Origin of the sequence: Neorhizobium sp. JUb45 (genome assembly GCF_004343585.1) — a bacterium.
GTDB lineage: Bacteria > Pseudomonadota > Alphaproteobacteria > Rhizobiales > Rhizobiaceae > Neorhizobium.
In genome coordinates this window covers 1-22,074 of record NZ_SLYW01000013.1, presented here as the reverse complement: position 1 = coordinate 22,074, position 22,074 = coordinate 1, and the positions used below count along the sequence as shown (strand labels likewise).

Below are 22,074 nucleotides of genomic sequence, written 5' to 3'. Positions count from 1 at the left end.
GTGCGAGCGGTGGAAGCGGCGCGGTGTATTCAGTTGGCCACAACGGAAACCCTTCCAGGGTCAGGCGTCATTCTCAATGAAGACGTAAAGCGACTGAATACGTCCTTTGATGAAATGGGCTATATCCATCCCCTTAACCACGGCTGGGCCGTTCGGCGGACCGGACTGCCACCGCAAGCGCCCTAAAGAATGATGGCCGATGGCTGGTCCAATAGCGGTAAATGCAATTTCTGGCGGCAGGCTACCAAGAAGCTCGGTTACAGCGTTCGAGATCGCCTCGTGCCCGGTTGCGGACGCTTCTGGTTCGTTTAACACGGCATCCGAATTGTAAAGCTCACGGATGACTTCCAGACGTTTTTGCGGATCACGCTCGTTGAAAACATGCGTGAGATTCCGTTGCATAAGTTTGTTATAGTCTGAGGCCTGCATCAACTCGCTCCGCTGCTGATAAACATAATTCTCGTTATCGTCCGCGCCGTAATGGTCGGCATTCAGGTTTGCTGCGGCTTTAAGGCTGCACTGCTGATTTGATTAGAGGCGATCGCCACTGGACACATCGTGAAGGCCGATGTCTCCAGCCGCGTGGAAATCTGCAATGCGCGTGGCCGTCAGCTCCACAAAAGGCCAGAGACAGTGATTGGTAGCGAGGCAAAGAGCGACCGAATAGCCGCAGCGCCTGCAAAACAGTGTCGCAAAAACCGCAACGCCATAGCCATGCTAGAGCGTGTCGCAGCTAATCTGCGTCATTCTGCCGGAGCAGGTTTTCGTCAGGGCAGAGGCGATCGGCGAAGGGCATACCCGAAGGTACGGTCGAGCCGATCGCCTCTGATCCTGGCGCAAAGATGCCCGGCCCCTTCGGGGTTGGCTGATACGGGCCGCCTATTCGTTCGGCCGGCTTGGCCGTATGCTGTGGCTACGACGCGCGCCGGCCGAACGAATATCCGACTCCGTCTAAGCCAACAGAATGGCGCAGATTAGCTGCGACACGCTCTAAATCTTGTGGATCAAGCTTCGAGCGTCCGGAGCAGCTCTTCGAGCCGTCGTTCGCCGTCCTTGGTCTGCGCGCCGGCAGCAAGACCGCCTCTGATGAGCCTTTCGGCGGCGGGGCGCGCGAACAGTCCTGCCCAGGCATCATGTTCGCGGCGAAAACCTTCTCGCAAATCCGTTTTCGGAAACGCACTTTTTGCTGCGGCAATGACACCTTCCGGTAATGCGGCGATGTTGCGCGCCAGCCTGTCGACAAAACTGTCGAGCTCGTCAGCCGGCAATGCCCGGTTGATCCATCCGTAGCGTTCCGCGGTCGTGGCATCCATCAGATCAGCGCCGAGGATCACTTCAAGTGCCCGACCAGGTGTCATGCGGCTGGACAGATATTGCGTTGCGCCACCGCCGGGGGTGATCCCCATCAATGCTTCGCATTGGGCAAGTCCTGCCCTGCCTTCTGCCGCAAACGCCATGTCGGCTGCCGCGACGAATTCCGCGCCACCGCCGCGCGCCAGGCCCGCAAGCTTGACGATCGTCACCTGAGGTTGTTCCCGTATAAGCTCACCAAAAGCCTGAAATGGATTGAGGCCCTCTGGAGCCTCGCGGGCAAGCGCATCAAAGGCGTGCGGCTCGTCGATCAAGGCCATGTCGACATGGGCGATAAAGAATTCGGGGTCAGCGCTCTCGAAAATCAGGACGCGTGTATCCGGATCGTCACGAACTGAAATCAGGAACTGGCGTATTTCGCGCATCAGCGGCACGTCGAGGACGTTTACTGGTGGGTTTTCGATCCTGATTGTTGCAACGGCGTTTACCCTTGAAATCCGAAGCCGTCGAAAGTCTGCATTTGTCATAGCTAAACTCCATGCTTTGAGCTGTCAGTGATGATGTCGCGCATCGTTGACGGTAAGGTATTCATCGAATACCTAGCGTCAATTACGCACCGCAAGCATCCCAGGGATGCTGGAGGATACCGATGGATGAGCAGGTCACTGAACATGATCCGATCTACAGGGCCGATTGTCCAAGCCGGGTAATCCTCGACCAGATTGCCGACAAGTGGTCGATGATGGTGCTGGCAGTGTTGAGCGAACCAAGGCGGTTTAATGCAATCAAGCGTCGCCTTGACGGTGTCACGCAACGTGTATTGACGCAGACTTTACGAAAGCTGGAGCGTAACGGCATGGTGACGCGCAGAGTTCTGCATGGTCGCGTGCTCGGTGTCGAATACGCGCTGACGTCGCTCGGCCGATCGTTGCAGGGGCCATTCTCGATCTTGTTCGATTGGACCTTAGAGAATATCGACGAAATCCAACACTGCCAGGGCAGTTACGATGCTCGCCAGGATCAGGAGGCAGCCATATCTACCGCTGAGAGGGGAGCAAGCTAAATCCCGTCGCGTCGGCGAAACGAGAGATGCTCAAGACGGATTGGCAGCCGAAACGCCAATGACTGTGGCATCACTATAATTGTAAGCGAGCCAGTCCGCTGCCGTCTTGAGTTACTGAAATCACCCGCTGCGTGGGCTGACCTGATAGAGCGGATCGCCCATCGAGCTTTCCAGCAGGCGGTAATAGATTCGTACTCGTAACGCGGTGCTACGCTGATGTCTTCGGGCGTGTTCAGCGGCCCGACTAGGGGCCAGAATGTTGGCGGACGGGCGACTCAGGCCTATTTTCGCGCCAGTCAACTCATGGACTTAACGTCATCAAAAGAAGGTTACGCAGCTTTCTTGTTACTGTCCCAAAAGCGCCGATTGCTGGTGAAATATCTGCTGAACATTAGAGAGCGAATTCGGGTTCTGTGTAGAGCTAACAACTGGGTCGTCGGTTCGTGTCCCATCAAGGCGAATGTCCCCACCATTGCAAAGACCTAAACCGAAAAACTTCTGATAAAGCTCTCGATGCCTGCCTGAGCACATTCGGTATCCTGCGCCGGTGTGCCGGAGCTGACGCCGATCGCGCCGATTACCTCGCCCTCCGCGATCACGGGAAGACCGCCTGCGACGACGAGCAGGCGCCCACCGATTGCGGAGTTGATGCCATAGGCCGGGTTGCCCGGTTGACTGGCCACACCATAGCTCTCGGTCGTGCGCTTCGCACCGGCGGCCGTATAGGCCTTGTCCTGGGCGATGATCGTACTGGTGATCTTCCCGCCATCCATCCGCTCGAACGCGATCAGCTGACCGGACTCGTCCGAAATCGCGATGCACATCGGCACGCCGATTTCGACGGCCTTGGCGCTGGCACCTTCGATCAGGATACGGGCGTCGGTCAGGCTGAGCCTCTTGATCGTCAACATAGTGGAACCTCTGATTTCAATTCGACTGGGTATGGTGAGTGCTTTGGTCATCGGGCGCTGGCGCCAGAATGCCCTGCTCGATCGCGCTCGCGACGAGCTGTTTACAAAGCTCGCCGAGACTATCTGACGAAACGGCGATCGGGGCTGTGCGGCGCTGAACATCGGCCGACGTCACGCCCTTCGTATTCCAGGTGCCGCCCTCGGTGAAGAAATTGTGCAGTGTCGGCTGCAACCGGTCCATCGCATTGGCAAACCGGGATTCCGCCGTCGCTTTGAGCTCGAACTCGTCCCAGAGCGCACGGAATTCGGCCGCCTGGTCCTGTGGCAGGATCGCAAAGATACGATCGGCAGCCTTGAGCTCACGTTCGGCCTGGCTGACGCGGGCGACATGATCGTAGGCAAAAGTGTCGCCGGCATCGATCTCGACGATGTCGTGGATCAGCAGCATCTTGATCACGCGAAGAAGGTCGACCGGCTCGCGCGAATGCTCCGACAACACCATCGCCATCAATGCCAGCTGCCAGGTATGCTCAGCGTCGTTCTCAACGCGGGAGCGATCGAGGAGCGGCGTCTTCCTCAAAATTGTCTTCAGCTTTTCGACTTCGAGGATGAAGGCCAGCTGCTCCATCAGTCGCCGGCTTCCGAACTGGCCTTCCAATGCGTCCGCGGTGATCGGTTCCGGCATATCAGGCCTTCCTGTTCGACTGATTGATGACGGCTTTCGGGATCATCACATGGGCGCCCTTCTTGATGTTGACGACCTGCGTGATGGAGGCATCGGTCGCCATGCTGCATAGGCTATAAGCCTGCGGCTCTGTAAGCCCGGTTCGATCAACGATCATCCGGATTGCCGCGCGAAGGGCCGACTGCATCGCCCGTTCCAGATCTTCGTCGAAACCCATCGTGATCAAGTGATCTGGCGTTTCCGCGTAGGGCACCGACAGAGTGGCGCCCTTGATCACGTCGATCCTGAACGTGCCGCTCAGCCCGGTCTCTACTGCGGTAAGGCATACCTCGCCGTCGCCTTGCGATGCGTGACCGTCGCCGGCGGAGAACAGGGCGCCTTCGACCGATACGGGGAGGTAGAGAACTGCACCGGCGCCAAGATGGCGATTATCCATATTCCCCCCGAAATATCCCGGTACGATCGAGGTCAGGCGTCCGTCTTGTGGCCTTGGTGCGGTCGCCATGATCCCGAAGAACGGGCGGGCGGGAAGCACCATGCCCCACGGGGTGGTGATGGTCCTTGCCTGCCGATCGATCGTCAAATGCATCATGTGATCGTCGGTAAAATCGTCCGGCAGGGCGCCCTTGCCGGGTCGGATGATATTAAAACCCCAATCGTCACGCAGCTGGATGTCGACGATCTCGACGCGCAACGTATCGCCGGGTTCTGCTCCACGAATGTAGACCGGTCCCGTCAGAATATGGGGGCCGGGTGAAGGCGATAGCGCCTGATGGATTGCGCTGAGCTCCGGGCGCACGACATGCGCCGGGTCGCGCGAGACCTCTGCCGGCGAGCCGCTCACGCTATGGATGGTGACGGTGTCGCCGGAACCAATCTCGACGACTGGTTTCAGGGAGGCATCGAGACTGCCCCAGTGCACGGTCTCAGGGGAGGGAAAGACGTCGTGATGGGGCATGTCGATCAGACCAGTTCGAAACGGATATTCTGGGCACCTTCCCAGAGCGTCAGGTTGCCGAGGGTTTTAAGGTTCTCGAGCCCCGACGTCAGGGTGATGAAGTGATTGCCGGCAAGCTGCCCCATTTTCGAGGAGAAGTCGACGCCGCCATAGGCCAGCAGGATTTCCGTCTCGCTGATGCCGCCCGGATAAAGAATGATGTGGCCGGGGGCCGGGTGGCTCGTGTGGTTCTCGTATGTGACCCCGAAATCCTCGTCACCCAAGGGAACCCAGACACCTTCACCGCTCCAGCGCACATGGACGATCTTGCTCTCATAGGGCAGGCGCTTGAGGAAGGCGGCGCAGGTTTTTGGGGCATCTTCGGTCTCCAGCCGGGCATCGAAGGTAAATGGGCCGGCGGTGATTTTGAGCTTGGTCATGGTATTTCCTCTGTCTGATGGAAGAGTAGTGGCAACGGCTTCAGCCGCCCGCCGAAAAATTGTCGCCGCGCCTGGCCCAACCGGTCACACGCCCTTCGATGACGGAGAAGATCACATAAAGGGCGACACCCAAGGCGGCGAGAATGAATAGGCCGGCAAACACCAGCGGCACGTCGAAGCTGGAACTTGCGATCATCATCACGTTGCCGATGCCCCGATTGGAGGCGACGGTTTCCGAGATGACCGTCCCGACAAAGGCCAGCGTGGCCGCGACCTTCAAGGAGGCGAAAAAGTACGGCATGGTCCGCGGCAAGCCGATGTTCCAGAGGATTTCCAGCTTCGTCGCCTTCAGGGTCCGCATCACATCCTGCAGTTCCGGTTCTGTCGAGGCGAGACCGGCGGCGACGTTGACGACGATCGGGAAGATGCACATGACCATAGCGGTCAGGACGGCAGGTACCGTGCCGGAGCCGAACCAGAGGACCAGGATGGGCACGATCGCCACCTTCGGAATGGACGAGAAACCGACGAGCAGCGGATAGGCCACATCATAGGCAAGCCGCGATGATCCAATCAGCATGCCGAGTGCCAGCCCGAAGACGATACCGAGGCCAAGGCCGAGCAGTGTCGTATAGACCGTCTGAACCGTATGCGGCCAGATCGCCGGAAACTGGGTCCAGAGCGTCACGAGCACCTGGCTCGGGCGCGGCAGGACGAGATCCGAGACGTGGAAGGCCACGCAGATGATTTCCCAGAGGACGAAAAAGCCGAGAATGCAAATGGCGGACAGGATCTGGCGTTTGGCGGCTGCACTCATGGCTGCACCTCATGAACGGCCCGTGCCGCAACGATGCGCTCGCGCAGCCTTTGGGTAAGGGAGACAAATTCGGGTTGGAAAGAGACGTCGATCGTCCGCGGGCGGGCGAAAGGCACGACACTGTCATCGATGATCCGGCCCGGCCGCGCCTGCATCACGCAGATGCGGGTCGCCAGATAGGCCGCTTCTTTCAGATCGTGGGTGACGAGCAGCACCGTCGGCCGCCGCTCGATCCACAGCGTCTGCATGATTTCCCAAAGTTCCTCGCGGGTGAACTGATCGAGCGCTCCAAATGGCTCGTCGAGCAGGAGCAGGGTCGGATCGTGGATCAGCGCCCGGCAGAGTGAGGCGCGCTGCTGCATGCCGCCGGAAAGCTGCCAGGGGAACTTGTCGCCGAAGCCGGAGAGGCCGACCTTGGCAAGAAGCGCCTCGGCGCGGTCCCGGTATTCGCCGCTCTTCTTTCTGGCAAAATCCCGCTTGAACGGAGGCACGATCTTCAGCGGCATCATGACGTTGTCGCGGATATTCAGCCAGGGCAGCAGCGTCGGGTTCTGGAAGGCCATGCCGATCCGCACGTCATTGGCGCCGATCTCGCGGCCGGTGACGAAGATATGGCCCTCGGAGGGCGACAGGGTGCCGGCGACCAGCTTGAGGATCGTCGACTTGCCGCAACCCGACGGGCCGACAAGGGCTACGAATTCGCCGTTCTCGATGCGAAGCGATGTCTCGGCGAGAGCCACGGTCTTGTTCTTCTCGCCACCGAAGGTGACGTTCACCCGTTCCAGATCGATAATAGCATTACGGATTGCGATGTCGGTGGCGAGAGCCTGGTTCATGGGGATCAGCCCTTTCTCGGCGCGGTCACGGCAGCCATCGTTTGGTCGGCATGGCGCACGTCCGGTGTCGGCATTTCTTGGATCGCATGAACCGAGCGGCCCCAACCCTTGGCATTGTCCTGCAATGTGCGGTCCTTCATGGCGAAGCGGCCGCGAACAATGGTGTGGATCGGCAGCGCCGTCGCTTTCATGCCATGCCAGGGTGAGATTTTTGCCGTCGACTGGATCTTCGCATCGTCAATCGTCCATTCGCGGTTGGTATCAACGATGGCGAGATCGGCGTCCGATCCGACCATTAGGGCGCCCTTGGTCGGGTAGAGACCCCAGCATTTGGCTGGTTTCTCGGCGCTCCAGCGGACGTAGTCCGACAGGCTTGCCTGCCGGCGCGCCACTTCAGTTAACATCAGTGGCATCTGGGTTTCGACACCGGGAAAACCGCAATCGACAGTCCAGATATCCTCGCGGGTCTTTTCCTCGATAGAATGGGGTGCGTGGTCGGTGGCGATCATATCGATCGTGCCGTCGACCAGCGCCTGCCAGATCGGGTCCTGGTTTTCGGTCTCTCTGACCGGCGGATTGACGCGGATGACACCGCGTTTCGCCTCATAGTCGTCAGCAGAGAGCAGCAGGTACTGCGGGCAGGTCTCGCCGGTAATGTCGACGCCGCGAGCCTTCGCCTCCGCCAGAGGCCGGAGCTCGGCCGTAGACGAGATGTGCAGGATATGGATGCGGGCGCCGGTCCATTCGGCAAGGATTGCGGCTCGGGCGACGGCTTCCGTCGCAACCACCGCCGGCCGGGCGGCAAGATGGGCGAGCGGATCGGTGCGCCCCATGGCGCGCAGACGTGCCTCGCGACGCTCCATGATAGAGTTGGTCTCGGCATGCAACGAGATGCGCTTGCCGGTCGGCGCGACGATCTCGAACAGTTCCAGCATGGCGCCCGTCGTCGGCGATGGGATGCGGCCGAACGTATTGCCCATGTAGCATTTGAAGCCGATCACGCCAGCGTCGATCAGCGCGCCGATATTCGGCAGGCTGTCTTCGCCGAGCACGGCATAGAGGCCGTAATCGACATGGGCCTTGGCGCCGGCAATCGCATGCTTTTCAGCGAGCGATTTTGCATCGGCGATCGCCGGGAGCGTGTTCGGCATGTCGAAGACAGTGGTCACGCCGCCGAAGGCTGCGGCAGCCGTGCCACTGGCAAAATCTTCTTTCTGCGGATAGCCGGGGTCGCGGAAATGGACATGCACGTCAATGGCGCCCGGCAGAATGTGGAGGCCAGTGGCGTCGAGCGTTTCCTGTGCTGCGGGCATGGCGTCCTGCTCGCCGATCGCAAGGATCTTGCCGTCCTTGATGGCGATACTGGCTTCATACTGTGCATCCGGCGTAACGATGGTGCCGCCGTTGACGGCGAGGTCTGCCATGATCTCTGTGGTGGTCATCTTCAAATCTCCTTAAAGGGCAGCCCAGCCGCCATCGACCGGGATGTCGGCGCCAGTGATCTGGCGCGACACGTCGCTGGCGAAGAACAGGCAGGCATTGGCGACGTCCTCATCGACGGTAATGCGCTTCAGCGCATAGTCTTCGGCGTGGCGGATCGCGGCTTCTTCCTCTGATATCCCGAGCTTCTGAGCCATCGTCTTGCAGACCTTGTCACGGAAGCGCGGACCGTCGACCATGCCGGGAGCAACGTTGTTGACGTTGATGTTGTGCTGCCCGACTTCGAGGGCAAAGCTCTTGGTGATGCCACGCAGGCCCCATTTGGAGGCGGAATAGGCAAGGCGCCCGGCGCGCCCCTTCATCCCGAACGTACCGCCGACATTGACGACCTTGCCGTAGCGGTTTTCGATCATCGACGGCAGGACCGAGCGGATCGTATGGAAGCAGCCGTTCATGTTGAGCGTGACGATCTCGTCGAACTCTTCCGGCGTGGTTTCCACACCGGTCTTGCCCATCGGGCCGGATCCGCCGGCGACATTCACGAGCACGTCGATCCGTCCGAATTCCTCAACCGTTTTTGCGGCCGCCGCATCGCACTGTGCAGCGTCGGTCAGGTCGCAGGCGATGACGACAACAGGAGAGCCTGCGGCCCGGGCTGCCTCTGCAACAGGTTCAATGGCCGCCGTATCACGGCCGACGAGGGCGAGCTTTGCGCCTTCATTGGCAAAGGCGAGCGTGACAGCCGCGCCCATGCCTTTGGCAGGGCCTGTGATGAACACGACTTTATCCTTCAGCATCAGGTCCATGATGATGTTCCGTTCGAATAGTGATGGTGGGGGGAGGCGGCGGCGCGGGGCCGCCGCAGTGTGTGATCAGTCGACGACTGTCAGTTCATGACCGTCAGGCGGTCGGCCTTGGCCGGCAGGAAGCTCCGATCGAATACTTCGGCAACCGGGGGCGTGCGCTGTAGATCCTTGGCCTTAACGATGATGTCGATCGACTTTTTCAGGCGTGTTTCGTCAACGTCGCCGAAGCCGATCCTGGCAATCTCGTCATGGTTCATTTCGTCACGGATGGTGGCGTCGAAGCGCTGACGTTCCACCGCGGGCTTGATCAGCGGTTCGCGCTTTTGCACGGCTGCGATCGCTGCATCCGGGTCTTTGATCGCATCCTTGATGCTCTTGTTGATGGCGCGCAGGAAGCCCTTCACGGCGTCCGGATGGTCCTTGATCAGCGCCTTCGATGCGATGATGGTGTTGGAGTAGAGGTCCATGCCGTAATCGCCATACTTGATGAAGCGAAGCTGCTTGTCGGGATCGACGCCAATCAGCTTGGCGCTGAAACGGATCGTGTTGACGTAACCAAAGACGCCGTCGACCTGGCCCTGCATCAGCATCTGCTCGCGAAGGTTCGGCTGCATATTGGTGATCTCCACCTTTTTGCAGTCGGTCTTGGTGATCGAGCAAAGCGCCGGGAAGAGTTTCAGCGCGCCATCGTTTGCAGCGCCGCCGATTGTATGGCCGGGAAAGTCTGCCGGCGACTTGATTGGGCTGTCGGCCTTGACCGCGACCGCGAAGGGGGGCTGGGTATACATGGTGAAGACGCCGACGGGTGCATCCTCCGGCTTCTTGGCGGCAAGCTCGATCAGTGCGTTGATATCTCCAAACGCCATGTCATAGGCGCCGTTGGCAACAAGCGGCACACCGGCTCCCGAGCCATTGCCTTGGTCAAAGGTGACGTCGAGGCCTTCCTGCTTGAAATAGCCCTTGTCCTCGGCAAGGAAGAGGAGGCCCTGCGGGCCTTCGTATTTCCAGTTCAGGATCATTTTGATGCTGGTTTCGGCATGGGCTGCGGTACCGGCGGCAATTGCAGACAGTGCAGTTGCAGCGGCAAGCGCCAGCATCCGGGCGCGCGTCTTCATCTGGTGGTGAGCCATTCTTCGTTCCCTTGATCGTTCCGGAGGAGAGGGGCTCTTGTTTCGCCGCTCTGTTTTCTTTTTGCAGGGGAAAGATGACGCTATTCAGTGGATACTTCTACCGCTATTTTCGTGCAAGAGCGGTGCTAAAAAGGCCTCACTGGAGAAGCGGATGCGTCATCTCAAATTGCTGGAACAGGTTTCCGAGATCGCAAGATCTGGCTCCATCCGCCAGGCGGCGGAAAAGATGAACATCACGGCCTCGGCGATGAACCGGAAAATCCAGGATCTGGAGATCGAACTTGGGGCGCCCATATTCGAACGTCGTCCGCGTGGCGTAAAACTGACGACCGCCGGAGAAATGTTCGTGCGCTACGCACGAAGCCAGATCGCCGACGCGGAGCGCCTCAGCTCGCAGGTCGAGGATCTGCGTGGTCTGCGGCGTGGTCCGATCAAGATTGCCTGCAGCCAGGCGCTCGCCTATGATTTCCTACCATCCCAGATCGGCGTCTTTCGCAAAGATAATCCGCGGTTGGTGTTCGACGTCAAGGTGATGGACCACGAGGCGGCAATCAATGCACTGATCGAATACGATGCTGATCTTGCGATCGTTTACCGCGCAACGGTGCGTCCGGCGGTCCGCATTATAAAATCTATCCCGCAGCGATTGGTGGCCATCCTGCGTCAGGATCATCCGCTGGCACAAAAGCCTGCGTTGCGTCTGTCCGACTTTGTCGGTCATCCCTTGGCTTTGCCGGACGCAAGTCTTGGAGGGCGACAGGTGCTGGATCAGGTGGTCGCGAAAAAAGACCTCTCGTTCAAAATCATGGCGGAGTCGAACTCGTTCGAAATGCTGCGTGGGCTGGTGCTTCGTTGCGATATGATCTCATTCCAGGTCGAGATAGGGGCGCCTGTTCCAGAGCCGGGGACTGAGCTCGTCAGCCGTCCCGTTGATGAGCGTGACATCCCATCGTCCGATCTTGTCGTGTGTCAGCTGCGTGGCCGCATTCTGCCGGTCGCAGCAGCATCGTTTGCGGATAGGCTTGTAAAGGCAATGAGTTAGGCGTTCGTCGCCGGCGTCGTAAGTTCGAGCCCTTTCAAAGCGTCGGTACATTTATAAATTAGATCCCGCTAGCGCGCCACTTGCGGGCGTAAGGCCCACAGTCGCTGTCATCGACGGCTATGTACTTGCCAGCAAATTGCGGAGGGGGGCTTAGACAAGGAAGCAATGCTGCCAATGTCGAGAAGCTGTCCTCGACTAGTCGAAGCGGGTGGCGAAGTACGGCGCATTGGGTTAATGTCAATCGACAGCGCGTGCTGCGGTGCTGCGGGTTCCCCCGAAATCCACGGAGACTTCGATCAACCTTCCAACCAAGGGAGCGCGAACCCATGTCTTCGACAACTTCAAAGGGCCGCATTCAATCCACCCTCCGCCACTTTCTCGACAACGAGGCATCTGGCGGTATTGTTCTCATGATCGTCGCTGTCCTGGCGATCATCACCGCGAACTCGCCGGTCGCTGAGGATTATTTCCACGCACTGCACGTTTATATCGGGCCGCTCAGCCTGCAGCACTGGATCAATGACGCGTTGATGGCCGTCTTCTTTCTGCTCGTTGGGCTTGAGATCAAGCGCGAGATGCTGGACGGTCAGCTTTCCTCCTGGAGCCGACGCATCCTCCCCGGCGCGGCAGCAGCAGGCGGCATGCTGTTTCCGGCGCTGTTTTATGTCTTCTTCAATCGGCATGATCCTTCAGCGCTGAGAGGATGGGCAATCCCGACCGCCACCGATATCGCCTTCGCGCTGGGTGTGATCTCGCTGTTCGGATCGCGCGTACCGGCATCGCTCAAGATCTTCCTCGCGGCACTGGCAATCATCGACGATCTCTGCGCCGTTATCGTCATTGCCTTGTTTTACACCGAAGATCTCAACCTTATGGCGCTTGCCGGCGCTGCAATCGTGCTCGGCAACCTGATCATCTTCAATCGCATGAAGGTGACGGCGCTTTGGCCCTATCTGGTTCTCGGGGCAGCGTTGTGGGTTCTGGTTTTTGCGTCAGGTGTTCACGCGACGCTGGCTGGCGTGATGCTTGCCCTGACGATCCCGCTGAAGCTGACGCCTGGCTTGCCGGAAGCCACTCATGCCGAATCCCCGCTCCACAAGCTCGAGCATAGTCTGCACAAGCCGGTGGCTTTCATCGTCGTGCCCGTCTTCGGTTTTGCCAATGCTGGTGTCTCGTTTGCTGGAGTGACGGCAGATGTTTTCGCTGAGCCTTTGACCATGGGCGTAGCGGCCGGCCTGCTGGTCGGCAAACTGGTCGGCGTTCTCGGGACGGTCGCGCTTCTCGTCAAGCTGGGACTGGCCGACCTGCCGGCTAGAGCAAGCTGGGGTCAGATGATGGGAACTGCTTTCCTGTGCGGGATCGGCTTCACGATGAGCCTGTTCATCGGCCTGCTCGCTTTCAATGATCCTGTCGTTCAGGATCATGTCAAAATCGGCATCCTCATGGGTTCTGTCGTCGCCGGAATTCTCGGCTCCATCTGCCTGATGGTATTCAGTCGTCCGAGGCGAATAGCCGAAGGGCAGTGACATCTTTGCGCTGGCCGAGGATAGCTCTTTGAATTGCTGTCGGTTAGCATCGGCACTTCGGGCGTCCATTATCGTCCCCTATGACAGTCAGCGGATCGCCCAGGTTCGGAGGATGTAGGAGACATCAGGCCGATCGAATGCCCTCTCGTGCCGATAGGCTTGCTCCTCATACGGAGCAAGCCTATCAACTGGCTAAATATCTGTCCTCGCCTTGGCTATGCCAAGAAATCGAGCAGATCCTTGTTCAGCCGATCGGGTGCGGTGGCAAACAGACCGTGCGGCTCCCCTTCGTATTCGATGAGTTTTGCGCCGGGGATAGCAGCTGCCGCGGTCCGGCTGGATGGATCAATCGGCACTGTCTTGTCCGCCGTTCCGTGGATGATGAGGGTCGGGATGGTGAACGCCGAGAAATCGCCTCGAAAGTCAGTCTTTCCGAAGGCGTCCACGCAATCGATTGTCGCTTTCGGACTGGCCATGATGCCGAGTGTAAACGACCAGTCGAGAATGCCGTCGCTGACCGGGCTTGTGACCCATCCAACACCATAGAACGTCTTCGCGAAATCCTGAAGGAACGCGAACCGGTCCTTGCGGATCTGGGATTTCATGTCCTCGAAGACGCTGACGTCCACGCCATCCGGGTTACTTTGGTCCTTTAGCAGGTAGCCCGCAACCGATGCGACCAGGATTGTCTTGGAGACACGCGATGCCCCATGACGGCTCAGGTAGCGGGCGATTTCACCACCGCCCATCGAAAAGCCGACAAGTGCGACGTCCTGTAGGTCGAGCTCCTCAAGAACGCTTGCCAGGTCATCGGCAAACGTATCGTAGTCGTAACCAGTCGCAGGATGACCGGACTGACCAAATCCGCGGCGGTCATAGGTCACGACCCTGTATCCGGCTTCGAGAAGCGCGAGAGTCTGATATTCGAACATGTCGCCGGTCAGTGGCCATCCATGGATAAGAATCACCGGGCGGCCCTTTCCCATGTCCTTTACATGCAGTTGCGTTCCGTCTTTTGCCTCGACAAATGCCATCGGTATCTCCTCTTGCGTGACGGGGAGTAAACACGTCGGCAGGGCGGGTGTTCCACGCAATATGCGCGCCCATGCTGCACAAAAACGGATAGTCCGGTGGCTCGACACGGATGCGATTTTGTCTCGGATTTCGCGTCCAACGGCTTAAGTACTTTCAAAGCTTTACCGCTACACCATCTATGCTGAACTATGGCATGGGACCATGGCGCGTCAGACAGGAGCAGCGTTTTGAACTACTGGGGAGGCTTCGACTGGGCGAGTACGCCATAGGCCCAAAAGAAACATGGTCGTCAGCGTTGCGCACGACCTACGACATTATGTCTTCCACCAGCTTTGGCATGTGTGCGACCTGGGGACCGGAAAAAACCTTCATCTACAACGAGGCTTATGCGCCGTTCCTCGGAGATCGGCATCCATGGGCATTGGGGCAACCTATCGACCAGGTCTGGCCGGAAGTTTGGCAGGACATCGAGCCGTTGATTGCGCGGGCGATGGCTGGCGAAACCGTTTATCTGGAAAACCTTCACCTGGTGATGACCCGCAAGGGTTATCCGGAAGATACCTACTGGACATTTTCCTACAGCCCCTTGCGCGACGGAGACACCATCAAGGGATTTCTGGATGTCGCCTATGAGACGACAGAATTGCTCGCTGCGCAGTCACGCGACCGCGCCAACGCCGAGCGTGTCCAACTGGCGTTGAGCGCCGGGGCGATCATCGGCACTTGGGTCTGGGATATTTTGACGGACCAGTTCACCATTGATTCGGCCTTCGCGGATAGTTTTGGTCTCGATCCGGCGTTTGGTCGCAGCGGGGTTCCCCTGGACCAGATCATTTCCACGGTTCACCCGGAAGATCGCGATGGGCTCCTCGCCGCCATCAATGATGCAATCGAACAGCGAGGGCATTACGCCCACCAATATCGCGTTCGGCGTCAAGACGGCAATTACTACTGGATCGAAGCGAACGGTCGTGTCGATTGCGATGCCGATGGGAAGCCGTTTCGTTTTCCCGGTGTGCTCATCGATGTTGACGATCGCCGTGCCGTCGAGGCCGAGCGCGACCGGGCGATCGCCATGCTGCAGGTTTTGAACGACGACCTGGAGCATCGGGTTGCCGAGCGCACAGCAGAACTCCTCAAGGCGGAGGAAGCGTTGCGCCAAGCGCAAAAAATGGAGGCCGTGGGCCAGTTGACCGGCGGCCTTGCTCACGACTTCAACAACCTGCTCGCCGGCATATCCGGAAGCCTGCAACTCGTGACACGCCGCCTGACCCAAGGTCGCACGGCAGACGTCGAACGATATCTCTCGGCAGCCCAGGGTGCCGTTCAGCGCGCAGCGGCGTTGACGCACCGACTGTTGGCCTTCTCGCGCCGCCAGACGCTCGATCCGAAGCCGACCAGTGTCAATCGGCTGATCAACGAACTGGAGGATTTGATCCGTCGCACTGTTGGCCCGTCGATCGAGCTCGATGTGATCGGGACGACCGGCCTTTGGCCGGCACTGGTGGACTCATCTCAGCTGGAAAACGCACTTCTCAACCTGTGCATCAACGCCCGTGACGCCATGCCGAATGGTGGACGAATTACCATCAACACAGAAAACATCGCGCTGGATCAGGCTGCGGCTTCGGCGCATGACTTGCCCAAGGGTGAATATCTCCTGATCTGCGTGAGCGATAGCGGTACGGGTATCCCCGAAGACATCCGCGAGAAGGTTTTCGAGCCGTTCTTCACAACCAAGCCGCTCGGCGAGGGAACTGGGCTCGGCCTATCGATGATCTATGGCTTCGCAAAGCAGTCCGGCGGACAGGTGACGATCTCATCAGACGAAGGACAGGGCACGACCGTCTGCATATATCTGCCCCGACATGTGTTGGATGGTATTGTGAACGACGAACAGGCCGAGCAGCGAGTGCTTACTCGCTCTGAGCAGGGCGAAACCATTCTGGTGGTCGATGACGAGCCGACAGTACGAATGCTGATCTCGGATATCCTGCATGAACTCGATTACACGGTCATTGAAGCGGGTGATAGCGTTGCTGGCATGAAGATACTGCAATCGGACGTCAGGATTGACCTCCTCGTCAGTGACGTCGGTCTTCCGGGAGGTATGAATGGCCGGCAGATGGCGGACGCTGCACGCCAGTCACGCCCGGATCTCAAAGTACTCTTCATAACCGGATACGCGGAGAGTTCGACTGTCCGCGATGGTCACCTCGATCAAGGAATGTCCGTCATGAGCAAGCCGTTCCCGGTGGAGGTCTTAGCCGCCCGCGTGCGGGAGATGATTTCTCAGAACTGACGGAGGCGTTCATCTCGGTCTAACAGCCATCCGTCCAAACCTGCACGCAAGAGTTCAAGTCCGGCATTGACCTAGTGCCGGCGACTCGTCGGCAGGCATCTTCACTCCGGTAGGAGCGCCATTGGAATTCGCAGGGTAAATCGCGTCTCTTGCGGGGTGGAGACAACATCGATCCGGCCGCCATGCGCTTCGGCGATCCTGGAGGCGATGTAAAGTCCAAGGCCCAGACCTTCGGTGCGTTCCTGACCGTGATGCCGGCTGAACGGCTGGAACAGCTTCTCCAGTGCGCTATCCGGTATTGGTTTGCCGCCATTGGATACCGAAAGCTCCAGCCCGGTGTCCGATGTGGCCGCGATGACGAGCACAGGACGATCGGCAGACCCATGGGTCAGAGCGTTGCCAAGCAGGTTGGAGAAGAGCTGTGCAATCCGTTTGTGGTCGACCGACAGCGTTCGCTCAAGCGCAAAATGAGTAACGATCTCTCGTTCTGTCCAGACGCTCCGTAGTTCTCCCACAACCTGTTCAAGGGCCGGCTGGAGTGGCTCATTCGACAGCTGAAGGGTGATGCCGCCGCCAAGGCGGCCGCGGGCAAAGTCCATGACGTTATCGACCAGGTTCCCCATTCGATCAACGCTCTTCAGCATCATCGCGACCACCGTTCTGGCGCGATCGTCCAGAGGAGACTTGGTCAGAAGCCGGGCGCCAGCTCCGATCGAGGCAAGAGGGTTGCGCAGGTCATGCCCGAGCACGGCGATGAACTGTTCGCGGATTTCCGCGACCTCAATCGGTCAAACAGTTTATTTTGGGCAACATCACACGCCGTTTGCGGAATGATTCATTCAAACCACATCTGTACGATCGGAACTGCAAGCAGCAATCCGAGCGTGATGTTCAGCACTCGCCACTGGCCGTCAGTCTTTAGAAGTCTTGCGAGCAGCAGCCCGGCTAGGCACCAGAGCGAGAGCGATACGACCGCGCCAACGGTGAAAGAGACGCCGAGCAGGACACCCAGATGCACGGGACTAGCGGCGAGCATGGCAAAGGATGCCGCCGCGCCGATTGTCACCGCCCAGGCCTTCGTGTTGTACCAGACCAACCAGACCGCCCCGACAAACCCGGTCGGTCGTAGGGGACCGGAATTCAGATGCGGCGGGCCGCTCCGGGCAATCGTCGTGGCGAGCCACAACAGATACAATGTCCCACCGCTTTCATTGCGACCTGCAGTGACGGCAAGGCCTGGATAACGCCGCCAAGGCCTGCGGCGGTCGACACTCCCATCGATCCGAGGCCGAACGCGATCCCGCCAATCAGAGGCAGGGAGCGACGGTATCCAAAGTGAGCGCCCGAAGTCATCGCCAGTGTGGTCGCGCCGCCCGAGTGATGATGGATACGACGACAAAAAGAGCGAGTGCAATGAATTCGCCGGCAGTCATTATGATCTCCAGCGGTATCCGCCATCATGGCAGCGGGGCTGCGGCTCCTCTTGTGAGTTTAGCATGCCCTCCAGAAGGTGACTGACAGGCTGGGTCGGATCCATCAGAAAGCCTTTGCGCAAAAGTGCGATCTCTAGAAAATCAGATCAGTATGATGTGATGAAGTTGTTTCCAAAATCAGGTTGCACGCCTAACATGGCAGCAGACCTGGCGACGATGTCCCTCACCATTGGGGCCGCATTGTTCGTTGCAAATGTCATCCCATGGTCGCCTTTTCTGGGCTCGTCGCAGAAGGAAAGGATCACATATTTTGGGTGATCGATTGGAAATGCAGCGAGGTAGGCGTTGAAACTCAATACGTGAGAATAGTGGCCGTTGATCACCTTATTGGCGGTTCCCGTCTTTCCTCCGACATGGAACCCGGGAACGTCCGCGCTGCGGCCCGATCCTTGTTCGCCGTTGAGTTTGAAGAGCGCCCGGATCGTGTCGCTCGTTCCCGGCTTAACGACAGTGCGCGCCACTTCGTTGGCTGCCGCCGCCGTCCGCGGCAGAAAGGTCGGTTCTATCAGTCGGCCGCCATCGACGAGGGCAGCTCCCGCGACCGCGGTCTGCAGCGGCGTCGTCGCCACGCCGTGTCCGAATGAAACCGTTATCGAATTGATCTTCTTCCATACCTTGGGTTGGCTTGGAGCTTTGACCTCCGGAAGCTCCGTCTGCATCCTTGTCAGAAGACCGAAACGTTCGAGATAGGCCCGTTGTGTGTCCATGCCGATGATGTCGACCATCTTGGCCGTGCCGATATTGGACGAATGTCGAAAAATTTCCGGGACGGTCAGCCATTTCCTGGGAACATACGCATCATCGTGGATGGTGAATCCGCCAATGCGGATGGGATTTCTCGCATCGAAGGTGTCGGTAAGTTTGACGAGGCCACTGTCGAGCGCCATCGCCATCGAAAATGTCTTGAACGTCGATCCCATCTCAAAGGTGCCGTTCGACATCCGGTTCAGCCATCCATCGCCGCCAGTATTTTGAGGATCGTTTGGATCGAAGTCAGGCGCGGATGCCATCGCGAGGACTTCGCCCGTACGGATATCGAGGATCACGGCTCCAGCCGCCTTGCTCTCATAACGCGTCAGAGCATCAACAACCACGTCATGGACGACGTTCTGGACCCGCAAGTCGATGGAGAGTTGCAGGGGCTCCAGGTTTTTCCCGTCGAGCAATCCGGCGGAAGCAAGGTCCGACAGCCCTTGCTGGTCGAGATACTTTTCCATTCCGCTGACGCCGCGGTTATCAATATCGACATATCCGAGAATGTGCGCCGCCGTGCGGCCGCCGGGATAGAACCGCCTCACTTCAGGGCGGAACCCAAGTGCCGGAATACCAAGATCGAGAACTTGGCTCTGCTGCTTGGGACTGAGTTGGCGCTGCAGCCAGGCGAAATGAGATCGCTTGTTTGTCAGCTTGTCATAGACCCCTTTGCGATCCAGGTCCGGAAAGACCGTTGTCAGCTTTTCCACCGCCTCGTCTGCATCGACAATCTTCATCGGCTCCGCGAAGAGGGACATCGTCTGGATGTCCGTCGCCAGCAGTTGCCCGTTGCGATCGACGATTTCAGGACGGGATGCGGTCATCTGGGGCGCTCTGGATATGCCAGAAGACTCCGGCTCGGCCTGATTTCCGAGCACGATCAATTTGCCGAAGATGACCGCGTACGCCATCAGCAGGGCGATCATCAGGACCCGAAGTCTCGACTTTGCCTGCAGAGAGCGGGAACGAGTGCCGTGCGGACGGCGGAGCACGATACGTGTCGCGCCTACGGTTTTCAGGCGGTTCGACCTCGCAAGCAGGAAATGAACCATCGACATCAGGTCGCAGCCTCGCATCCCGCACGTCCATTGGCTGCGGCATGATTTCGACGGTGCAGTGAAATGATCAACGAGCGAATCCGACCCTGCGCTCTCATATGCGGCGCATTCTAAGAAACGACTACCGCCGCAATCCTTATCTGTCTAAGACAGTTTGAGTGTGGACATTATACCCATTAGGTATTGAGATGGATTTTAGACTGCTTCGGTATTTTGTCGCGGTAGCTGCCGAACGCAGCTTCTCGAAAGCTGCCGATCGTCTGAATATGGCGCAGCCACCCCTGAGCCGCCAGATCCAGAACCTCGAAGCCGAGGTCGGGGCTCAGCTCATTGATCGGAGCGCGCGACCGTTGTCCCTGACCCCGATCGGCGAGCTATTCTTCGAAGAAGCGACGGCTGTGCTCGATCGCGCGGAGAAGATGCGCGTGAGGGTTTCCGATGCGATCAAGAGCGAACGGCGCAAATTCAGGATCGGTTTTGTGTCGCCAGCAATTCACGCTTCGATATCGTCGGTTGTGCGCGAATTCAGAGCCACCAACCCGCTCCTTGATGTCGAACTCATGGAGATATCGAGCGTCGAGCAGTACGTGGCCCTCAACAGTCAGAAGATCGACGCTGGTTTCAACCGCATCCACGTCGATGATCCTGCCATCAGCCGGACAGTCCTTCAGGAGGAGGAATTGCTCGCCGTATTGCCGTTCGCACATGCGCTGGCACTTCGCGAGGGGCCGGTTTCCATGGCGGAGCTTTCACGATATCCGCTCATACTTTATCCCAAGCACCCGAGGCCGAGTTTCGTTGACTTCGTGCAGCGGCTCTTCGAGGACCGTGGCTTGCCTACAGAGGTAGCCTTCGAGACGCTTTCGAAGGTCACGGCGCTCGAGCTGGTTGCGGCCGGGGAGGGCTTGTCGATAGTACCTGCCTCAGTCGGGCGGACAGTAATGGACTCGGTCACGTACAAGCCGATATCGGATAAAGTCACATCCCCGGTCATTTTTGTGACACGCCTGGGGGACGGTCGCCAGGAGTTGATGGATTTCGAGACGCTCGTCCGGAAGTCATTGTTGGCTTCGATCTCACCATAATCAATCGAAGCTGGGACAGCACGAAGCGGTCCATAACCGTCCCTTTTTATAGGCGAAAAAGTGCTTGGAAATTTACCGGGTCACAGGTTCGATCCCGTTCAAGACCAAGCCGTTCTTACTTGGATTGCGCGCGAACCATGATCACCGATACGCCCGTCAGGATGAGCGCGATCCCGACCAATGGAATCAGTTCGGGCTTTTCGCCAAGAAACGCCCATCCAAGGACCACACCGACGAGCGGATTTACATAGGCGAAGGTCGACGCGATCACTGGCGGATAGATCTTCATGACAGTGATGTAGGCCAGCAGGCTGACGACTGAGCCAAAGATCACAAGGTAAAGAAAAGCGATGAGCTGAAGCGGGGCAAATTCAGCCTGTGGCAGGACTGCGGTCCCACTCGTCCAGCACAGGGCGGTCAGAACGACCGCTGCAGACAGCGTCTGTAGTCCGGCAGCCCAGACCTGCGACGTCGCCGCAAATAAGGGCTTCTGGATCAGGCTGCCGATCGACCATGTCAGACCTGCGGCGCAGAGAACGAATGCCAGCCAGACCGCGTACCCCGTCTCGACCGATGCTGAACCGGCCAGGAAGACCGGCGGTCCGACGATCAGAAACAGGCCGCAAAGGCCGATGGCGAGCCCCGCAACGACACTTCGGGAAGGACGCGTGCGATCGATGACGCCGGAGAACTGCCAGAGGTGAAAACGCCAAGTCAGCCCAAGCTCTGGAAGAAGATCAACTCGATCACCGTTTCCTTCGGGCACGGGGTAGCCACGACACCGCTTCAGACTGCGGTTGCCGGTGCAGCTCTTGTCGATGGCGGACGACTGATCTCGCCCACCTTCCTACCGCGCACAGTCGAAGCGGCAAATAGGGTTGCAACGACGGTCGTGAAGGCGAGCACGAGCGACACTATCCGCGCACTCTTCAAGCTTAACGGCGAACAAGGGTCCGGCCGCAGCGCTGACGTACCGGGTTTTCATGTCGGCGGGAAAACCGGTACGGCAAACAAGGTCATCAACGGCCGCTACTCGCATGTCCTGAGCTTCAACGCCTACCTTGCTGCGTTCCCGATAGACGACCCGAAATACGTCGTCCTTTCGTTCTGCGACGAACCCCGCAAAGGCGATAAGGGTATGACGTTTGCAACGAACAACGCAGCACCCATGGTTCGCGACATTGTCAGCAGGTCTGCTTCGATACTGAATGTCCGTGCAGAGTTTGGTGATGGCCTTATAACTTCATATTGATAATGGCTTCGCGACCACGCCAGTGATTGTCGCGCGGCGGCATCCGTCAGACTGTTGGGTAATCCCCCCGTTTTTAACGGGGCTCCGCAGTAGAATTCACGCGGCCATTTTCAGTTTCTGTGCGGGCGTTATGCCGCCGATGCCCATATTGG

Annotated in this window: 21 protein-coding genes and 1 pseudogene; 6 read left to right on the top strand and 16 right to left on the bottom strand. The window is 58.7% G+C overall.

What is annotated here, in order from left to right; all coding sequences use genetic code 11:
* Positions 1–60: 60 nt before the first annotated feature.
* Both EDF70_RS27160 and EDF70_RS27150 read right to left on the bottom strand, forming a co-directional pair.
* Positions 61–429, bottom strand: a complete 369-nt coding sequence (locus EDF70_RS27160) for a nuclear transport factor 2 family protein (RefSeq protein ID WP_132280561.1) — start codon at positions 427–429, stop codon at positions 61–63.
* Between the two features lie 575 nt (positions 430–1,004).
* Positions 1,005–1,838 carry an enoyl-CoA hydratase/isomerase family protein gene (locus EDF70_RS27150; RefSeq protein ID WP_132280558.1) on the bottom strand — a complete coding sequence of 278 codons (834 nt, stop codon included), beginning with the start codon at positions 1,836–1,838 and terminating at the stop codon, positions 1,005–1,007.
* A gap of 122 nt (positions 1,839–1,960) precedes the next feature.
* Here EDF70_RS27150 and EDF70_RS27145 point away from each other — a divergent pair, with 122 nt between their 5' ends.
* Complete coding sequence (locus tag EDF70_RS27145) at positions 1,961–2,374, top strand: helix-turn-helix domain-containing protein (RefSeq protein ID WP_132280555.1); 414 nt, start codon at positions 1,961–1,963, stop codon at positions 2,372–2,374.
* A gap of 482 nt (positions 2,375–2,856) precedes the next feature.
* Here EDF70_RS27145 and EDF70_RS27140 read toward each other — a convergent pair whose 3' ends face one another.
* The 9 genes from EDF70_RS27140 to EDF70_RS27100 form a co-directional block, all read right to left on the bottom strand.
* Positions 2,857–3,285 carry a heme-binding protein gene (locus EDF70_RS27140; protein ID WP_132280552.1) on the bottom strand — a complete coding sequence of 143 codons (429 nt, stop codon included), beginning with the start codon at positions 3,283–3,285 and terminating at the stop codon, positions 2,857–2,859.
* A 16-nt stretch (positions 3,286–3,301) separates the two neighbouring features.
* Positions 3,302–3,970, bottom strand: a complete 669-nt coding sequence (locus EDF70_RS27135) for an HD domain-containing protein (protein WP_132280549.1) — start codon at positions 3,968–3,970, stop codon at positions 3,302–3,304.
* A 1-nt stretch (position 3,971) separates the two neighbouring features.
* Complete coding sequence (locus EDF70_RS27130; protein WP_132280546.1) at positions 3,972–4,928, bottom strand: acetamidase/formamidase family protein; 957 nt, start codon at positions 4,926–4,928, stop codon at positions 3,972–3,974.
* Between the two features lie 5 nt (positions 4,929–4,933).
* Complete coding sequence (locus EDF70_RS27125; protein ID WP_132280543.1) at positions 4,934–5,347, bottom strand: DUF3830 family protein; 414 nt, start codon at positions 5,345–5,347, stop codon at positions 4,934–4,936.
* Positions 5,348–5,387: 40 nt separating this feature from the next.
* Complete coding sequence (locus tag EDF70_RS27120; protein WP_132280540.1) at positions 5,388–6,164, bottom strand: ABC transporter permease; 777 nt, start codon at positions 6,162–6,164, stop codon at positions 5,388–5,390.
* Positions 6,161–7,000: an ABC transporter ATP-binding protein gene (locus tag EDF70_RS27115; protein ID WP_132280537.1), complete on the bottom strand. Its 840-nt coding sequence runs from the start codon at positions 6,998–7,000 to the stop codon at positions 6,161–6,163. Before EDF70_RS27115 ends, EDF70_RS27120 begins: the two co-directional genes overlap by 4 nt.
* A gap of 5 nt (positions 7,001–7,005) precedes the next feature.
* Positions 7,006–8,442 (bottom strand): allantoinase AllB, encoded by a 1,437-nt coding sequence (gene allB, locus EDF70_RS27110; protein ID WP_132280533.1) that lies wholly within the window; start codon positions 8,440–8,442, stop codon positions 7,006–7,008.
* A 12-nt stretch (positions 8,443–8,454) separates the two neighbouring features.
* Complete coding sequence (locus EDF70_RS27105) at positions 8,455–9,246, bottom strand: SDR family NAD(P)-dependent oxidoreductase (RefSeq protein WP_132280530.1); 792 nt, start codon at positions 9,244–9,246, stop codon at positions 8,455–8,457.
* An 80-nt stretch (positions 9,247–9,326) separates the two neighbouring features.
* Positions 9,327–10,376, bottom strand: coding sequence for an ABC transporter substrate-binding protein (locus EDF70_RS27100; RefSeq protein WP_245519392.1), 1,050 nt, complete (start codon positions 10,374–10,376; stop codon positions 9,327–9,329).
* A 37-nt stretch (positions 10,377–10,413) separates the two neighbouring features.
* Here EDF70_RS27100 and EDF70_RS27095 point away from each other — a divergent pair, with 37 nt between their 5' ends.
* Both EDF70_RS27095 and nhaA read left to right on the top strand, forming a co-directional pair.
* Positions 10,414–11,418, top strand: a complete 1,005-nt coding sequence (locus tag EDF70_RS27095) for a LysR family transcriptional regulator (protein WP_132280527.1) — start codon at positions 10,414–10,416, stop codon at positions 11,416–11,418.
* Between the two features lie 326 nt (positions 11,419–11,744).
* The gene (nhaA, locus tag EDF70_RS27090) at positions 11,745–12,944 is read left to right on the top strand and encodes a Na+/H+ antiporter NhaA (RefSeq protein WP_132280504.1); all 1,200 of its coding nucleotides are present in this window, start codon (positions 11,745–11,747) and stop codon (positions 12,942–12,944) included.
* Positions 12,945–13,159: 215 nt separating this feature from the next.
* On the opposite strand, the gene EDF70_RS27085 is transcribed toward nhaA, so the two are convergent.
* Entirely contained in the window at positions 13,160–13,978 is an 819-nt protein-coding gene (locus tag EDF70_RS27085; protein ID WP_132280501.1) for an alpha/beta hydrolase, read from the bottom strand.
* A 317-nt stretch (positions 13,979–14,295) separates the two neighbouring features.
* Between EDF70_RS27085 and EDF70_RS27080 the strand changes: the two genes are divergently transcribed.
* Positions 14,296–16,281: an ATP-binding protein gene (locus EDF70_RS27080; protein ID WP_132280745.1), complete on the top strand. Its 1,986-nt coding sequence runs from the start codon at positions 14,296–14,298 to the stop codon at positions 16,279–16,281.
* 101 nt (positions 16,282–16,382) lie between these two features.
* On the opposite strand, the gene EDF70_RS27075 is transcribed toward EDF70_RS27080, so the two are convergent.
* From EDF70_RS27075 to EDF70_RS27065, 3 genes are all read right to left on the bottom strand, one after another.
* On the bottom strand, positions 16,383–17,036 hold the full coding sequence (locus EDF70_RS27075; RefSeq protein WP_281033637.1) for a HAMP domain-containing sensor histidine kinase: 654 nt from the start codon (positions 17,034–17,036) through the stop codon (positions 16,383–16,385).
* Positions 17,037–17,116: 80 nt separating this feature from the next.
* Positions 17,117–17,476: a hypothetical protein gene (locus EDF70_RS30760; protein WP_348639743.1), complete on the bottom strand. Its 360-nt coding sequence runs from the start codon at positions 17,474–17,476 to the stop codon at positions 17,117–17,119.
* A 384-nt stretch (positions 17,477–17,860) separates the two neighbouring features.
* Entirely contained in the window at positions 17,861–19,585 is a 1,725-nt protein-coding gene (locus EDF70_RS27065; RefSeq protein ID WP_132280498.1) for a penicillin-binding protein 2, read from the bottom strand.
* 188 nt (positions 19,586–19,773) lie between these two features.
* On the opposite strand from EDF70_RS27065, the gene EDF70_RS27060 reads away from it, so the two are divergent.
* Positions 19,774–20,670 (top strand): LysR family transcriptional regulator, encoded by an 897-nt coding sequence (locus tag EDF70_RS27060; RefSeq protein WP_132280495.1) that lies wholly within the window; start codon positions 19,774–19,776, stop codon positions 20,668–20,670.
* 115 nt (positions 20,671–20,785) lie between these two features.
* Here the strand turns inward: EDF70_RS27060 and EDF70_RS27055 are convergent, their stop codons facing one another.
* Entirely contained in the window at positions 20,786–21,436 is a 651-nt protein-coding gene (locus tag EDF70_RS27055) for an EamA family transporter (RefSeq protein WP_165932158.1), read from the bottom strand.
* Here EDF70_RS27055 and EDF70_RS27050 point away from each other — a divergent pair.
* Positions 21,359–21,922, top strand: a pseudogene (locus EDF70_RS27050) (penicillin-binding transpeptidase domain-containing protein); the annotation flags it as partial. The gene EDF70_RS27055 and the pseudogene EDF70_RS27050 sit on opposite strands and share 78 nt — an antisense overlap.
* Positions 21,923–22,074 lie beyond the last annotated feature (152 nt).

Bases quoted from the DNA above. Each gene is read 5' to 3' on its own strand.
- EDF70_RS27060 (WP_132280495.1), top strand. From the start codon at position 19,774: ATGGATTTTAGACTGCTTCGGTATTTTGTCGCGGTAGCTGCCGAACGC.
- EDF70_RS27105 (WP_132280530.1), bottom strand. From the start codon at position 9,246: ATGGACCTGATGCTGAAGGATAAAGTCGTGTTCATCACAGGCCCTGCC.
- EDF70_RS27135 (WP_132280549.1), bottom strand. From the start codon at position 3,970: ATGCCGGAACCGATCACCGCGGACGCATTGGAAGGCCAGTTCGGAAGC.
- EDF70_RS27100 (WP_245519392.1), bottom strand. From the start codon at position 10,376: ATGGCTCACCACCAGATGAAGACGCGCGCCCGGATGCTGGCGCTTGCC.
- EDF70_RS27120 (WP_132280540.1), bottom strand. From the start codon at position 6,164: ATGAGTGCAGCCGCCAAACGCCAGATCCTGTCCGCCATTTGCATTCTC.
- nhaA (WP_132280504.1), top strand. From the start codon at position 11,745: ATGTCTTCGACAACTTCAAAGGGCCGCATTCAATCCACCCTCCGCCAC.
- EDF70_RS27150 (WP_132280558.1), bottom strand. From the start codon at position 1,838: ATGACAAATGCAGACTTTCGACGGCTTCGGATTTCAAGGGTAAACGCC.
- EDF70_RS27130 (WP_132280546.1), bottom strand. From the start codon at position 4,928: ATGCCCCATCACGACGTCTTTCCCTCCCCTGAGACCGTGCACTGGGGC.
- EDF70_RS27160 (WP_132280561.1), bottom strand. From the start codon at position 429: ATGCAGGCCTCAGACTATAACAAACTTATGCAACGGAATCTCACGCAT.
- EDF70_RS27125 (WP_132280543.1), bottom strand. From the start codon at position 5,347: ATGACCAAGCTCAAAATCACCGCCGGCCCATTTACCTTCGATGCCCGG.
- EDF70_RS27115 (WP_132280537.1), bottom strand. From the start codon at position 7,000: ATGAACCAGGCTCTCGCCACCGACATCGCAATCCGTAATGCTATTATC.
- allB (WP_132280533.1), bottom strand. From the start codon at position 8,442: ATGACCACCACAGAGATCATGGCAGACCTCGCCGTCAACGGCGGCACC.
- EDF70_RS27085 (WP_132280501.1), bottom strand. From the start codon at position 13,978: ATGGCATTTGTCGAGGCAAAAGACGGAACGCAACTGCATGTAAAGGAC.
- EDF70_RS27080 (WP_132280745.1), top strand. From the start codon at position 14,296: ATGTCTTCCACCAGCTTTGGCATGTGTGCGACCTGGGGACCGGAAAAA.
- EDF70_RS27140 (WP_132280552.1), bottom strand. From the start codon at position 3,285: ATGTTGACGATCAAGAGGCTCAGCCTGACCGACGCCCGTATCCTGATC.
- EDF70_RS27145 (WP_132280555.1), top strand. From the start codon at position 1,961: ATGGATGAGCAGGTCACTGAACATGATCCGATCTACAGGGCCGATTGT.
- EDF70_RS27065 (WP_132280498.1), bottom strand. From the start codon at position 19,585: ATGTCGATGGTTCATTTCCTGCTTGCGAGGTCGAACCGCCTGAAAACC.